16 protein-coding genes are annotated in these 13,372 nt (G+C 43.7%); 12 read left to right on the forward strand and 4 right to left on the reverse strand.

Going from position 1 to position 13,372, the window contains the following annotated elements; all coding sequences use genetic code 11:
* Nucleotides 1-28 precede the first annotated feature (28 nt).
* The 5 genes from ACO05V_RS12400 to ACO05V_RS12420 all read left to right on the forward strand — a co-directional run bounded on the left by ACO05V_RS12400 (nucleotide 29) and on the right by ACO05V_RS12420 (nucleotide 3,402).
* Complete coding sequence (locus ACO05V_RS12400) at nucleotides 29-499, forward strand: hypothetical protein (protein WP_421851708.1); 471 nt, start codon at nucleotides 29-31, stop codon at nucleotides 497-499.
* Nucleotides 500-676: 177 nt separating this feature from the next.
* Nucleotides 677-1,132, forward strand: coding sequence for a gas vesicle accessory protein GvpU (gene gvpU / locus ACO05V_RS12405; RefSeq protein ID WP_421851711.1), 456 nt, complete (start codon nucleotides 677-679; stop codon nucleotides 1,130-1,132).
* Between the two features lie 332 nt (nucleotides 1,133-1,464).
* The gene (locus ACO05V_RS12410) at nucleotides 1,465-2,229 is read left to right on the forward strand and encodes a hypothetical protein (RefSeq protein WP_421851714.1); all 765 of its coding nucleotides are present in this window, start codon (nucleotides 1,465-1,467) and stop codon (nucleotides 2,227-2,229) included.
* Between the two features lie 318 nt (nucleotides 2,230-2,547).
* On the forward strand, nucleotides 2,548-3,138 hold the full coding sequence (locus tag ACO05V_RS12415; RefSeq protein ID WP_421851717.1) for a Rha family transcriptional regulator: 591 nt from the start codon (nucleotides 2,548-2,550) through the stop codon (nucleotides 3,136-3,138).
* A gap of 138 nt (nucleotides 3,139-3,276) precedes the next feature.
* Nucleotides 3,277-3,402: a hypothetical protein gene (locus ACO05V_RS12420; RefSeq protein WP_421851720.1), complete on the forward strand. Its 126-nt coding sequence runs from the start codon at nucleotides 3,277-3,279 to the stop codon at nucleotides 3,400-3,402.
* Nucleotides 3,403-3,423: 21 nt separating this feature from the next.
* Here ACO05V_RS12420 and ACO05V_RS12425 read toward each other — a convergent pair whose 3' ends face one another.
* Nucleotides 3,424-4,635: an IS256 family transposase gene (locus ACO05V_RS12425; protein WP_338269659.1), complete on the reverse strand. Its 1,212-nt coding sequence runs from the start codon at nucleotides 4,633-4,635 to the stop codon at nucleotides 3,424-3,426.
* Nucleotides 4,636-5,389: 754 nt separating this feature from the next.
* Between ACO05V_RS12425 and ACO05V_RS12430 the strand changes: the two genes are divergently transcribed.
* Complete coding sequence (locus ACO05V_RS12430; RefSeq protein ID WP_421851723.1) at nucleotides 5,390-6,406, forward strand: SMEK domain-containing protein; 1,017 nt, start codon at nucleotides 5,390-5,392, stop codon at nucleotides 6,404-6,406.
* A gap of 590 nt (nucleotides 6,407-6,996) precedes the next feature.
* Here ACO05V_RS12430 and tnpC read toward each other — a convergent pair.
* From tnpC to tnpA, 3 genes are read right to left on the reverse strand one after another with little or no spacing between them, the layout of a single operon-like run.
* Nucleotides 6,997-8,598 (reverse strand): IS66 family transposase, encoded by a 1,602-nt coding sequence (tnpC, locus tag ACO05V_RS12435; protein ID WP_421856928.1) that lies wholly within the window; start codon nucleotides 8,596-8,598, stop codon nucleotides 6,997-6,999.
* 35 nt (nucleotides 8,599-8,633) lie between these two features.
* Nucleotides 8,634-8,999, reverse strand: a complete 366-nt coding sequence (gene tnpB / locus ACO05V_RS12440; protein WP_421850368.1) for an IS66 family insertion sequence element accessory protein TnpB — start codon at nucleotides 8,997-8,999, stop codon at nucleotides 8,634-8,636.
* Complete coding sequence (gene tnpA, locus ACO05V_RS12445) at nucleotides 8,996-9,319, reverse strand: IS66 family insertion sequence element accessory protein TnpA (protein ID WP_421850371.1); 324 nt, start codon at nucleotides 9,317-9,319, stop codon at nucleotides 8,996-8,998. Before tnpA ends, tnpB begins: the two co-directional genes overlap by 4 nt.
* A 95-nt stretch (nucleotides 9,320-9,414) precedes the next feature.
* Here tnpA and ACO05V_RS12450 point away from each other — a divergent pair, with 95 nt between their 5' ends.
* The 6 genes from ACO05V_RS12450 to ACO05V_RS12475 all read left to right on the forward strand — a co-directional run bounded on the left by ACO05V_RS12450 (nucleotide 9,415) and on the right by ACO05V_RS12475 (nucleotide 13,216).
* A complete protein-coding gene (locus ACO05V_RS12450; RefSeq protein ID WP_421856958.1) occupies nucleotides 9,415-9,768 on the forward strand; it encodes a phage tail protein in 354 nt (117 codons plus the stop codon).
* Nucleotides 9,752-9,961 carry a tail protein X gene (locus ACO05V_RS12455; protein WP_421851726.1) on the forward strand — a complete coding sequence of 70 codons (210 nt, stop codon included), beginning with the start codon at nucleotides 9,752-9,754 and terminating at the stop codon, nucleotides 9,959-9,961. The genes ACO05V_RS12450 and ACO05V_RS12455 overlap by 17 nt, the downstream gene beginning before the upstream one ends.
* The gene (locus ACO05V_RS12460) at nucleotides 9,952-10,971 is read left to right on the forward strand and encodes a phage late control D family protein (protein ID WP_421851729.1); all 1,020 of its coding nucleotides are present in this window, start codon (nucleotides 9,952-9,954) and stop codon (nucleotides 10,969-10,971) included. Before ACO05V_RS12455 ends, ACO05V_RS12460 begins: the two co-directional genes overlap by 10 nt.
* A 214-nt stretch (nucleotides 10,972-11,185) precedes the next feature.
* Nucleotides 11,186-11,506, forward strand: coding sequence for a DUF1778 domain-containing protein (locus tag ACO05V_RS12465; protein WP_421851732.1), 321 nt, complete (start codon nucleotides 11,186-11,188; stop codon nucleotides 11,504-11,506).
* A complete protein-coding gene (locus tag ACO05V_RS12470) occupies nucleotides 11,460-11,963 on the forward strand; it encodes a GNAT family N-acetyltransferase (protein ID WP_421851735.1) in 504 nt (167 codons plus the stop codon). The genes ACO05V_RS12465 and ACO05V_RS12470 overlap by 47 nt, the downstream gene beginning before the upstream one ends.
* Nucleotides 11,964-12,331: 368 nt before the next feature.
* A complete protein-coding gene (locus ACO05V_RS12475; protein WP_421851738.1) occupies nucleotides 12,332-13,216 on the forward strand; it encodes a hypothetical protein in 885 nt (294 codons plus the stop codon).
* Nucleotides 13,217-13,372 lie beyond the last annotated feature (156 nt).

The following is a 13,372-nucleotide window of genomic DNA, read 5'->3' on the forward strand; positions in this document are numbered from 1 at the left end:
CTAAGCGGGCGCTTTCGTCTGGGTAAATATGGCCGACTTGCTGGCGGCAGGCGAAATAGGCGCGGCCGCAGGCGACATGGCAGGGGGCTTGGGTGGCGCAGCCGCTGGCGGCTTAGCCGGAGCCGCCATTGGTTCCGTTGTGCCCATTATCGGCACCGCCATTGGGGGAATCGTCGGCTCTATTGCTGGCGGCATGGGCGGCGGCTCTTTAGGAGAATGGTTAGGCGGCAAAATTGGAGGATGGTTTGAAGACGACAAAACCGACCAACCCGCACCCGAAGCCATCGCAAAGCAAAGCCAACAGCTACAAAACAACAACAAAAGCATCACCTTTGCGCCAACCATCCACCTAACACCCACAGGCAACCCAAGTTACGACCAACAAGTCAGTGACCAAGTGATAGAACGACTCAAAGCCGAATTTGCACAGGGAATGATGGGGAACATGGACGTCGCCGCAAGGGCCGATGGGAGCTTGACGGATAAGATAAGTTCATAATCGTGAGAATTGTAATTGGTTTGTAAGGTTTTTCTGGTGTATAAATAAAAGTCTACTAGGATCAATCAATAAGAATTCATGGCATCGAAATAAAGTTTTTTTGATAAATATGTAAATGTGCATGTGCACAAAAAAATATTTAGTTCACTTAATAGCAATTCATCATGGAGAATCGCAATGACTGAAAAATCGCAAGTAAGCGCTACCGACACAATTAAGAAACCCGATCAAACACAACCAGACTGGTACTTGCAACAGTTAGTCGATATGATAAATGGTAAAGAATATGAGCTTCCCATCACCTTATTCGTAAATGGTCTTATTGTTTCTGGTCAACTTACAAGTGGGCACAATTATTTCGAAGGGCTTGGGGAGCAACTAACGGAATTTTTTGGAGGCCCCTCTGACGATACTTCCAAAGCAGTCGCGCTCTTGACAGCACCCGCTGATATGTACACAAATGATGACGAAGATGAAGAAAAACCGTTGCCTCAATATATTCATTTAAATAAAGCAAGAGTTTTTACACCTGGACAACAACCAATTCCGTCTGAGGGTTCTTGGTGGCGTGGGCGCTTATCGAGTGTTGATGGTTTTCATTTTGGTTCTCTGTCAGCCCTAAAAGAACTGTAACAAGCCTCTAATGGTTTGGGTCAGATGGAGCTGATCTGTTTTTCATCTGATCCAAAGTTGTGAAGTGTTTTGAGGAAAATTCTTTTGGCTAGTGAGGCTAATGGACTATTTTGCATAGGGCTAACCTACTGATTTTATGTATATTATATAAATAGATGTTGACAAGGTTGTCAAATAGTTGAATATAGTCAGCATAACAGCTAAAATTCGTTTAAATTCAATTAATAGCAAAAAGTCAATCTTTGTTTTCTGCACTATCCCTTTATTTATACCTAAAGTGAGTAGTTAAGCTAAACGTAGATTTTGAATATTTGTAGCTTAGGGACTATGCTTTGACAATTGGCGTGTACAGTAAAGGGAAATTTGTTTCTGATTCGCAGATAACAGAAACAGGACCGAATAAAGAAATTATAAGAAAAATCCTAGATCCTGGCTTTACTAAAATTCAGAAAGGCATAAAGGTTAGAAAGAAAGGGAAGCCACCTATAAAAAAAACGGTACAATTTTCTGGGTCAGTTAAAGCCTACAGTTTTTTGTTAGAGGGTTTGATACACGACAGAAACCCTTTAAAGTACGAAGATAAAATTTTGACCCTTTGTCGTGGTGATGAGACTACACCGCCAATATCTTTTCAGTTCGTTTATCGTATTGATAAAGAAAAATATAGCTGGTCCTTTCTCGTAGACAAGACATTTAAAATTTATGAGACTGGTCTAATACCTGTTGATTGGAATCATATAGGAATGATTGGATCTGGTGGTGGAGCTATCTCAGTTCAAAATTCGCTTAGAGAAATCCTCAAAAAAGACGTTAACTCTAGAGGAATTGATGACTTATATTCCCTAGCTGAGATAGCGATAGGTCAAGATGATTATTGTGGAGGTAATATTATGAAGTGTGATGATATAAAGGAATTTTCAGCGGTGTATGGCGAGTCTCAGCTTAAAGCAGTAAATGATTTGTTAGGTAATGTAGCCGTTGGATGTGTAGCGGAAGCTCATATCAATACAGAATCAGCGATTCGTATTCTTCAGGATCAAGGTGTCGAGCTTAAAGTATATGAATCTCGGTTTAAACAAGCTCAAGCTCAAATCTAGGGCTTATTAATCACATTAAAACCCGCTAATGCGGGTTTTTTTACGTCTGGAAATCTTGTAATTTAAAAAATCTTGATCTAACATTCTCCTTGCACTGGCAAAATCCAGTGCCGGGATTAGTACCCCGTTTACACAGAGGCCTAAAACACGCAGAGCGTGTTTTTTTGTGGCCGAGATTTGCCTGTTATGGTGGGTCTTTGTTGGGCTAGCTTCGGCTAGGCCGTTCCTGTGGCGGTAGTACTAACCTGATTTAGATCCACCACCTTACTGAGATTAGTACCTCACGAGGTGGTTAACTTCATACACAGGAGGCCAAACATGGCTATGGACATTATCTCAAGCATTGACGCACCCGTTGTACAAATCACCAATAACCAAATCACCACGACTTCAACTGATCTCGCCAAATTCTTTGGCAAGCATCACAGAAACGTTTTACGCAAAATAGAAAGCCTTGAATGCAGTGCGGAATTTAGCGCGCTCAATTTTGAGCTGGCTGAATACAAAGATGAACAAGACAAGACTCGCCCTATGTATCGCATCACCCGCGACGGCTTCGTCTTCTTGGCCATGGGCTTCACCGGCACCAAAGCCGCCCAGTTCAAAGAAGCCTACATCAACGCCTTCAACCAGATGGAAAAACAGCTCCACGAGCAAAAACAACTTCCCGCCACCTCGGCCGACACTGCCGTACTGGAAACCGAGAAGTACAAATTGATCAACAACATCGTTACCTCTATGAAACTGGAAAGCAACCCCGTCGTCCTCCCCGCCAGCGACTTAAACGACATGGTACAAGCCATCCGCATGTACCAACAGCAAATCGCCCAACTACGCACACCAGACTGGGTAAACGACAACGTCGACCACATCAAAGAATACGCCAACCGCACCTTCCTAGACGAGTAAGCGACAAGCAACTAAAGCCCACGAAAGTGGGCTTTAGTTGTTGTTTTTATTGGGGTAAGGGAATAAGTTAAGTTAGGGGTAGATGTTGTTTAGCATCTATTGATAAACGTGACTGTTTAAGCGGACTGGGTATACAAAATGTTAGAAAAATTTGTAGGAAAAAATGTAAAAGTTGTGATGCGTGGATCTGATGGTGATTCTGTAAGTAGTTTTACAGTTCAAAGTGTTGAAGGAACATTGATATTTGTTGAGGGGACCCTGTAACAGATTCTGTGTAACTACCATTTAGTTAAGGTGCTTTTCGAGTCGCTCCTCGAACTCAATAATAAATCGACTCATCGCTTGGCGCCAGTTTTGAATGGGCATTGTCCATTTTTTACTGGCCTCTCTAATGGCAAGATAAACCATTTTCCTCGCAGAATCGTCGCTTGGGAAGACTTTACGTTTTTTAATGGCTCTACGGATGACACTGTTCAGTGATTCAATAGCGTTCGTTGTGTAGATCGCTTTGCGGATATCGTCAGGGTAACTAAACAGTGTATTAAGATTATGCCAGTGATTGCGCCACGATTTGGTGATTTGCGGGTATTGATCGTCCCAGACGCCTGCGAAACGATCTAACTCCAACAAGGCTTCTTCTTCCGTTGCAGAGCGGTAAACTTGCTTTAAGTCCGCCGTCACCGCTTTGTAGTCTTTCCATGATACATACTTCAATGAGTTGCGTACCATATGCACGATACACAGTTGAATGCTGGTTTGTGGGAAAACGGCATTGATGGCTTCTGGGAAGCCTTTTAGACCATCAACACAAGCGATGAGAATATCTTCTACACCACGCTGCTGAAGCTCAGTGAGGACGTTTAGCCAGAACTTAGCCCCTTCGTTCTCAGCAATCCACATGCCCATGAGTTCTTTATGACCGTCGGTGTTGATACCGAGTGCCAAGAAAATCGATTTATTGATAACACGCTTATCTTGGCGGATTTTCAACACAATACAATCAAGATACACAATGGGATAGATGGCATCCAAGGGGCGTGCTTGCCATTCAGTTACTTGCTCGATCACCGCGTTGGTAACACGTGATACCAGTGTCGGAGATATCTCAGCACCGTACCATTCATCGAAGGCATTGACGATGTCTCGGGTGCTCATACCTTGCGCGTAGAGCCATAGGATTTTATCGTCCATGGAAGTAAAGCGGGATTGGTGCTTTTTGACCAGCTTTGGTTCAAAAGAACCTTCGCGGTCACGAGGCGTATCCAGTTCAAACTCACCATCTTCCGTCTTAATACGCTTACTGTTCTTACCATTACGACTGTTGGTTGACGAGGATTTTTGATGTCTCTCGTAACCCAGATGCTCATCCATCTCTGCATTCAAGGCCGCCTCAACGGTAATCTTCTTCAGCATTTGGCTAAATTCGTTAAGATCCTCAGGCGTTTTAATGCCTTTGGCGGCTTCTTTTGCGAAGGCTTCCAGTTCTTTTTGGTTCATTTGCATCTACCTATCCTTAATTCTCTATAGAATATGTTGTGATAGGTAGTTACACAAAATTAGTTACAGTCTCGTTGAGGGTCCAGCGGGAGTTCTTAAGGCAATTAATACTGCTTCATCAAATTTCGTTGAGATTTCTACCAAATAAGTAGATTTTTTGGGGCTAGATATACTTTTATCAGCCCCAAACAATTCAACGAGCAAAAACAACTTCCCGCCACCTCAGCCGACACAGCCGTACTGGAAACCGAGAGCTATTCCCTTCAAGGAAAGTAACTGATCAACAACATCGTTACCTCCATGAAACTGGAAAGCAACCCCGTCGTCGTCCCCGCCAGCGACCTAAATGATATGGTACAAGCCATACGAATGTACCAACAGCAAATCGCCCAACTACGCACACCCGACTGGGTAAACGACAACATCACCCGCGTCAAAGATTTCGCCCAACGCAACTTTGTAGACTTCTAAGCGGTAAGCAACTAAAGCCTGCGAAAGTGGGCTTTAGTTGTTTTTAGGCTGGTAGGAAACGAGAAAGTCTTTTAGTATCAGTTAATAGAAATTTTCAGCGCAGACATAACGCGCTGTGGATAAATGAAATAACGCGCATACTCGTTTTTCCAGTTTTCACTTTTGTGAATAGCTTTATAAAACTTTTGCTATTCAATTGGTTATAAGGTTTTTTTGGGCAGTTTTGAAATTGTCTAAACGAGCATCCGCATTATTAAAATGTTACATTTCTAAATGGGGAATTATGTACTTATCTAAAGATAGAATTATAGATTCGATTAGTGAGCAGTTAATCAATTTATCAAAATTTGTGCTTATCAAAAACCAGATGGGCTTTACTGATATTAATAGTGGTGCCGAAGATTTCTTTTGTAATCTTTTAAATATGATTTATGGTCTTCAGTTGAGAAACATGAATGATTTGAAAAGCAATTACCCAGCTATTGATTTAGGAGATAAGCAAAGTCGAGTTTGCTTTCAAGTGACCTCTGAAAACACAAAAAATAAAGTTGAAAGAACTATTAAAAAGTTTGTAGACAATCAGCTTGATCGCGATTATGACTGGTTGGTTTTTCTTATTATTTCGGACAAAAACAAACCTAAAATTGAAAAAAAAGAAAACTTTGGGGTTGATGTAGTAGATGTAAAAGGTCTTATTTCTCAAATAAGTGGGATACAAGATATTAATTTAATAGAGAAAATCAATCAATACTTGGCTCAGAACTTGAGAACAAGCGCCCCAGTTACCAACAGCATACTTCCCACAAACATAACTCAAGCACATCTAGGGTTGAAGTACGAGAGCTTCATTGGTTCTTTTAATTTGAATCCACTTAATGAGTCTGACAACGAATATAAAAATCTACTAATCAATGCACTCGATGCTTTACAAAATATTTTTATGGGTCTGTCTCAGCCAGAAAGAGAGTATATATATTTTGTGATTTCAAATGGAAGGCTCCCTGAACGTGGAAGTGGCTTTTATAACGATACGTTATTAATACCAAGCTCGAAACTTGATCTTCATTTGTCAAAAAATACCGCCTTTGAGATTTATAAGTCGCTTAGTTTAAGCAATCTAGTTAACTACATAGCTGATTATCAGCCACATTCAGATTCTCCTTATATTCCATCTATCGAGGTGATCTTCTACGGGGAGTGTGAGACTAATTTATTTGTAAACATTAAGGATTTCTCAAAAAATAATGATTCATTACTTCGAGAAATAATTATTAGCGGAAATTTCTCTCTTTTATGCTAGCTCTGAGCTGACGAAATGTAACAAGGCAATTAAACGGAACTAAAACAGTTGGCTAAGTTTTGCTTTGCTACACTACACATTTTAGCCAACAATTTTAGTCCGCTTATTGCGGCGTTATATTCTAAAGAGAGTCCGGACTCTGACTAAAAACACCCCTTAACCCCAAACCAAACCCCCAAGCCCATCCCTGATGGGCTTTTTCGTTTCTGTCTTTCCATTTTAATTTAAGGAGTAATCATGCGTCAGATGATGTCGCTCGGTGGTTTTGTGTTTTCGCTGTAAGCGCCCTTAAATCAGCATTATTATCGTTTGTTTTGTGTCGTCGTAAATGATCCCTTAATGACCATTCATCGGTGTAAATGGATACTTGAGGTTGCATCAAGTATCAAAAAAGTTTAAGTTAAATAACAGACAGAGGGCGAACGGATTTGCCTACACCTCCAGGATGGAGGCTCTGTCTGTTTTCAGGAGGATTCAGGCTGCAAGGATGCAGCGGTAAGACCTTTCTTTTTTCTCTTCTTTATTTTGGTTGTTTCTGGTTTTCCATTTCGTTTTTTTACTGCATCCGTTTGCCGGATGGTTCTGCGTCTTTACAGCGCCGTTTTAACCTGCCAAGGCAGTAATGCTTCCAGTTTCTCAACCGTGTCGGCGCTAGCGATGTGTTGCAGAATATGCAAAATATACGCGTAAGGTTCTAGCCCGTTGGCTTTGGCCGTTTCAACGAGACTATACCAAGTCGCACTGGCATGAGCACCTTGTGAAGTGTCGGCGAATAACCAGTTCTTGCGTCCAATCGCGAAGGGGCGGATGGCGTTCTCAGCGAGAACATTACTAATGTGCAATTGCCCATCCTCACAGTACCCTGTCAGGTAGTCCGATTGGTTCAGGGTGTATTGGATGGCTTTATAAGTCAGTCCGTCTTTTAGAACGGTACCGACATTCTTGTTTAGCCATTCTTTAAAGGCGTTGAGAATAGGACGACTCTGTTCTTGACGTGCAGTTGTTTTTTCTTCGACACTCAGCCCTTTGATTTTCGTTTCAATAGCATAGAGCTTGCTGATACATCCTAAGGCCACGTCAGCTTTGGCTGGGACCGCGTTTTTACTTTTTGTCTTCGTTTTACCCGCCTTACTGGCTTCGACGAACTTTCTCCTAGCATGATCCCAACAGCCAATGCGCGTTAGGTTGTTTTCCCTACACACGGCGTTGTAACCCCCATAGCCGTCGGCTTGCAGCACGCCATTGAACCCATCGAGCAGGCGCACGGGCACTTTACCGCCACGAGACGGATCGTATTCAAAATGAATCACTGGTTTGTCCGGTGGGCCACCGCGAATGACCCACATCCATTTATCAGATTGGGCGGTTTTACCGTCTTCTTTAAGGACTTGGATGCGTGTTTCGTCACCTTGCAGGTAATTTGCCTCCAATTGCACTTCCCACAGTAAGTTCAGCAGCGGTTTAATAGGCTCATTGAGTCGGATCAGGTAATTCGCCATGTTGGTGCGATCCAGATGCGCCCCGTAGCGTTCGATCTGTTTTTCCAGGCGATACAAGGGCAAGCCATCGGCATACTTCCCCGCGATAATATAGGCTAATGAAGAAACGCTGACAGCACACTTGCCTAATGGATGAAGGGGACGTTCGGCTGAGCGGATCCGTTCCTGTTCATTCTCCTCTTGTTTGAAGACCGCCTTTTCCTGCCAGTATTCGAGGACCCTGACCTTGGCGGGAACGATATCCAACTCTTCTTTGACCTTACTGAAAAAAGTGGACGTGGCACCGACTTTTTCGTCTTCAGACAATCGCAGTTCTACCCGTACTCTAGGAAGCTTATCGGAGAAACCACGTTGGCGCTTGCGAGGTCGAAGCGTTTCTGGAAGCACCCCTTCAGGCAGTTGTTCAATGAGCGCGTCCATCGCCGCTTCGAGCTCTGCTTCATCAAACAGATCGATCTGATAAACAGATTTCTCGCTGCTGGCGGCAAACTTTTGTGCTTTGGCTAAGCGCAGTAATTCTTCTAACAGCTCGATTCGTTGCTTTCTTTCATCCAACAATTTTTCCTGATGGCGAATGACTTGATGATGGTCATCAAGAAGCTGGTCTTTCTGCGTCAGCAATTCGACCAGCTGAGTGTGGCTCAGGCCTTCATAGGAAATGGGGGTTGGGAATGGAGACGGCACTTTTTTCATGCCCAGCATTATAGCAAAACATAATTGAAAAGTGCTTATAAAACAGACTCATAATACAACTTTTTATGTCCTTTCATCCGCGATAAATCATAGCCATCCAGCAACCAATTGATCTGTTGTCCCGTCAATGACATGATCGCCTCGTCACCCTTCGACCAGCGGAACTTTTCCTCCGCTAAGGCTTTGTAATAGAGAACAAAACCGTTGTCTTCCCAGAATACGCATTTGATCTTGTTATAGCGTCGGTTGGTGAACGCGTACAATGCGCCATCGAAGGGATTGCGTCCCAGCTCTTGTTCGACAATCGCCGCCAACCCTAAAGCCGCTTTACGAAAATCCACCGGCTGGCGATAAAGATAGATCTCAGGCATCTCAACCGATGGGCGAAAATAGCGTGTCATGACGCCCATTCCAGCAACTGACGAACCAAGGCCAAATTGCCAGAATCAATGCCACGGATTTGTATCCCGCTAGGTAAAGATACCGATAAGCTGGATGGAGACTCTAGGATCGAGGGGGCTACTTTAACAAAACCAGACGCCTTGCCTTGTGACGTTGGGTTGGATTGTTTCTGGCACTTCTGCCGCCAATACATAAACTGCGAATAATTGAGATCCTGTTGTTTGCAAAACTGAGCGCCAGACAAGCCGGACTCGCCAGCGACTTTTACCTGTTCAAGCCAAAACTCAGAACGTGATTGAGAATCGGAAGGTTGATTCATAATAAACTCCTGCTAGTAAAAAAATAAACAGGCGTTAGGTTCTGAGATTATTCAATGGTCGGCAAGAATGCTGATTTAAGGGCGCTTACTTTTCGCTGAGCGAAGGCACGCCATACGAGGGTTTGCAGCGCACTAGCGACGGCGGTTGGGTCGCGGTGGCGCGATACGGTCAAAAGCCGATGAGCCAAAACACGGGCCAACAGTTGGAAAACATCACGGTCACAGGCACGTGGTTTCAAGGCGATGGCATGGCGAATCTCAACGCTTTACGCGCCTTACAAAACCAGCGAGCGCCCTTGGTGCTGGCCGATGGCTACGGCAACAATTTAGGCCAATGGACCATCAAACGCTTGCAAGAGAAGCAAGACAAGATCATCGACGACGGCACCGCCTTCGTCCTCGCGTTCACCCTAGAGCTAGAAGAGTACGCCAATGACAACCATTCGTAGCCGCGACGGCGACACCATTTCCAACATTCTGTGGATCGCCCTAAAACGCAACGACGACCAAGCGGAAGAAGCCTTGTTCGAACAAAACCCCGGCTTAGAAGCCTACGGGCCAGTGCTTCCCGCTGGCGTTGTTATTGACATCCCCACCGTGCCAAACAAAGCAGCCGAGACGGTAACCAACATATGGGACTAGACAATCCATCCAACTATTTGCCAAGAGTGCGCGTGAGCGGAGCAGGCGAGCGCATCATCAATAACCGCCTGACCTCGTGGGAGCGCATCGACGCCGCAGGTACCCAAAGCGACCAGCTCACCTTGCACATCGACACCACAGGGCAAACAGGCTTGCCGAAAGAGGGCGCGGTGCTTACGTGGCTAGAAGGCTACGGCGACAACCTCATCGACAAAGGCCAGTTCAAAATCACCCGCATCGTACCGAAGCTGTTTCCGCCCAGCGTCACCATCGTGGCCACCGCCGCGCCGTTTCAGGTAGAAGACAAGACCGGCTTTAAAGAGCGCCGCACACGCACCTTCGAAAACGTCAGCCTTGCCGACCTGTTCCGCCAAGTCGTCACGCCCCACGGATTCAGCCCACGGGTGGCCAAAGAGTTTGAAAGCGTCCTCCTCGAGCACATGGACCAAACCGACGAAACCGACAGCGCTTTCTTAACCCGCATCGCACGGGAACGGGACGCCATCGCCAAACCCGTCAACGAGCTTTACGTCCTCGCCAAACGGGGCCAAGTGAAGACCATCACAGGGCAAGCCATCCCGCCCGTGGTCGTCGGTGTACCCAGCCAGAATACACCGAGCGAGCTAGGGCAATTCATCAACTGCCAACTCGACCGACCCAGCCGCAGCGCCATCACCGGCGTCAAAGCCAACTGGACTAACAACAACACAGGGGAAGAACACACCGTACACGTCGGCACCGCACCGTATAAGAAACTACGCCAAAGCTACGACAACCCAACCACCGCCCAACAAGCCTGCCAAGACGACCTCATCAAAAGCCAACGCCAAGGCACCAGCGTCACCCTCGACTTACCAGGCAACCCCAAACTCGTCGCAGAAGGCATCCTCACCCTAAACGACACCTTCCCACCCGAAATGAAAGGCAACTGGTCCATCGACAAAGTCACCGCACGAGGCGACAGCAAAGCAGGGTACAGGTGTACCGTGGTGGCGAGTGAGGTTGTTTAAATGGTGCCATTTTGGCAACACATTGACATTGGTGTGAGTGTGGTGTCATAATGGCACCAAGCAGTACTTTTTCTGCTTTTCTTAAACTAACTAGGAGAAACGAAATGAAAAATCTAAATGTGAAAGCAGTAACTTAACAATTAATGGAGTTAATACGAAACAGAGAAAAATACAAAAATTTTGACCGAATTATAAGTAGGTCAAGGAGAAAGCGATGACTATATCTCATGTGCAAGAAAATGTGCGGCTCGTTGCTAGAGCGCCAAAAGATGTTCAAGAGATCATTACTAATGCGGCGGAGTTATCCGGTGCCTCAATGTCTCAGTTTATGATTGATGCAGCCTTAGATAAGGCAAAAGAAGTGGTAGAACGAAGTAGGCTGCTAATGTTGTCTATGGAAGGGGCTAACCGATTTTTTGAAGCATTAGACAATCCGCCAAAAATTCAACATCTAGATGACGCTTATCGAGCGCTAGAGGGTTATGAAAATGGCACTGTCACCTTTGAAAGAAAGCCACAATCGAAAACGCTTTGATTGTGGCAATGAGCGAATTAACAAATTTCTAAAAGAGTCTGCGAACAGTGCAGCAAAGCGAAATCTATCTAGAACGTTTGTTCTAGAAGGGAGTGATGAAACAGACATTGCGGGCTTCTACTCGCTCAGTAATATTGAGGTCAAAGTTCCTGTTCCTCATAAATTGTATAAGAAATACCCCAACCCATTACCCGGCGTGACATTAGCCAGAATGGGCGTGGATGAAGGTTACCAAAGGCAGGGCATCGCCAAAATCATGGTAATCGATGCAATGCGGCGAACCTTGCTGATAAACGAGAACATGGGTGTTGTTGGATTATTTGTAGACGCCAAAGATGATGATCTCGTTACATTTTATCAGAATCGCGGCTTCATCTTCCTTCAGAAGGAAGAACACACCTCCAAACTTTGGATGCCGATCGACTCCATTGTGCAATTCTTCAAAGATCGAAAATAATCATGAAGGCAGCAATCCATTGAGGGTTGCTGCCTTCATTATTTCTTGTCAAAAGCTGCCCTAAACGGCACCTTCCCACCCGAAATGAAAGGCAACTGGTCCATCGACAAAATCACCGCACGAGGCGACAGCAAAGCAGGGTATCGGTGTAGTGTTGTTGCGAGTGAGGTGGTGTGAATTTGGAGAGATTAAAAATTGCGCGCTTTATCTAAAAAAAATAGCGTCAATGCTCTTTTTTCTGGTTAAAAATAAAAAATGCTTTTAGAATCAGTCATAAGGATATTTGGTGTAAGATTAAAAATGGATTGATTTTTCATCTTACACCAAATAGCTAATTATTTTATAATGGATTTTTTGGGGTGTTTAATATGCAGTCATATTTTGATGAGGAAACTAAATCCCCTCTTTATCTTTGGTTTGGTGAGCATTTTGATATTATTGATAATAAGAAGGTTCATCTAAAAAATATACCATTGTTAAAAAACAATGAAACTGGAAAAGTATATTATCCGGATAAAACTAAACAAGTTATTGCGCATTACCTAAGTGAAGCGAAAAAATATAAAAAATCTGGTATTGATCTTTTTCCTAAAGAGTTGGGAAGCAAGAGGTATCCATACTCAGAGAGTTTTAAATTTAAATATTCTTCAATTGATTACGAGTTCATTCCCGGACTAGAACGTCCATGGAATGAAGGTTTTTTAACGCCAGTATATTTTAAGACAAGTGTGTTGAATAAGTACTCTCAGAATCCAGAGTATGAGCTAGATTTATTTTCGTCAACGTATGGGACTATTTCTTATAAGAGCGAGTGGAGTATTTCATTTGGTGTTAATAAAAACAAGCTTATAATTATGTGGCTTGGTGATATCGATGCTCTGCCAGAAGAAGAAAAGTACTATTTACGTTCTGAAAACACAGAATCAGTGCACTGTATCCATTCTGAGTTTTACAATGCTCAGATTGAAGTTGAGTGGACAGAACCAAGTATTGAAAGTCGAGTATTCGAACTGAGAAGTAAACTCTCTGCCTCAACTAATGATGCTCATGGTAAACCTCTTTATATGCTTGATGGCGAAGTGTCTGATGTGATTTCGAATCTAGACAAGCCGGTGTTTTGGGAAGATAAAAATGTTTCACCTGTTATAGAGTCCTTAAACCGAATATTTGTTGAATCAATAAACTCAAATGCGATTAAGTCTGTCCTAAAAGAAAAAAACCTGAACTTGATGTTAAAAATAAAAAAGGACTAAAAATATTCTCAGTTTATCTAGAACATATTCTAAATAAACAAAATTTCGAGCAATTAATGTGCCCATTTTTTGTACTTTATGACTTTAGAATATTAGTTTGTCACCTTCGTTCAAACGAATCGAGAGATGAGCTTTTAGCAAGAATTAATGAAAGGT

The sequence above is a fragment of the Marinomonas sp. genome (assembly GCF_965225885.1).
In the GTDB taxonomy this organism is placed as follows: Bacteria; Pseudomonadota; Gammaproteobacteria; order Pseudomonadales; family Marinomonadaceae; genus Marinomonas.

Bases quoted from the DNA above. Each gene is read 5' to 3' on its own strand.
- ACO05V_RS12455 (WP_421851726.1), top strand. From the start codon at position 9,752: ATGACAACCATTCGTAGCCGCGACGGCGACACCATTTCCAACATTCTG.
- ACO05V_RS12415 (WP_421851717.1), top strand. From the start codon at position 2,548: ATGGCTATGGACATTATCTCAAGCATTGACGCACCCGTTGTACAAATC.
- ACO05V_RS12470 (WP_421851735.1), top strand. From the start codon at position 11,460: ATGGCACTGTCACCTTTGAAAGAAAGCCACAATCGAAAACGCTTTGAT.
- ACO05V_RS12475 (WP_421851738.1), top strand. From the start codon at position 12,332: ATGCAGTCATATTTTGATGAGGAAACTAAATCCCCTCTTTATCTTTGG.
- ACO05V_RS12400 (WP_421851708.1), top strand. From the start codon at position 29: ATGGCCGACTTGCTGGCGGCAGGCGAAATAGGCGCGGCCGCAGGCGAC.
- tnpB (WP_421850368.1), bottom strand. From the start codon at position 8,999: ATGACACGCTATTTTCGCCCATCGGTTGAGATGCCTGAGATCTATCTT.
- tnpA (WP_421850371.1), bottom strand. From the start codon at position 9,319: ATGAATCAACCTTCCGATTCTCAATCACGTTCTGAGTTTTGGCTTGAA.
- tnpC (WP_421856928.1), bottom strand. From the start codon at position 8,598: ATGAAAAAAGTGCCGTCTCCATTCCCAACCCCCATTTCCTATGAAGGC.
- ACO05V_RS12425 (WP_338269659.1), bottom strand. From the start codon at position 4,635: ATGAACCAAAAAGAACTGGAAGCCTTCGCAAAAGAAGCCGCCAAAGGC.
- ACO05V_RS12460 (WP_421851729.1), top strand. From the start codon at position 9,952: ATGGGACTAGACAATCCATCCAACTATTTGCCAAGAGTGCGCGTGAGC.
- gvpU (WP_421851711.1), top strand. From the start codon at position 677: ATGACTGAAAAATCGCAAGTAAGCGCTACCGACACAATTAAGAAACCC.
- ACO05V_RS12420 (WP_421851720.1), top strand. From the start codon at position 3,277: ATGTTAGAAAAATTTGTAGGAAAAAATGTAAAAGTTGTGATGCGTGGA.
- ACO05V_RS12465 (WP_421851732.1), top strand. From the start codon at position 11,186: ATGACTATATCTCATGTGCAAGAAAATGTGCGGCTCGTTGCTAGAGCG.
- ACO05V_RS12430 (WP_421851723.1), top strand. From the start codon at position 5,390: ATGTACTTATCTAAAGATAGAATTATAGATTCGATTAGTGAGCAGTTA.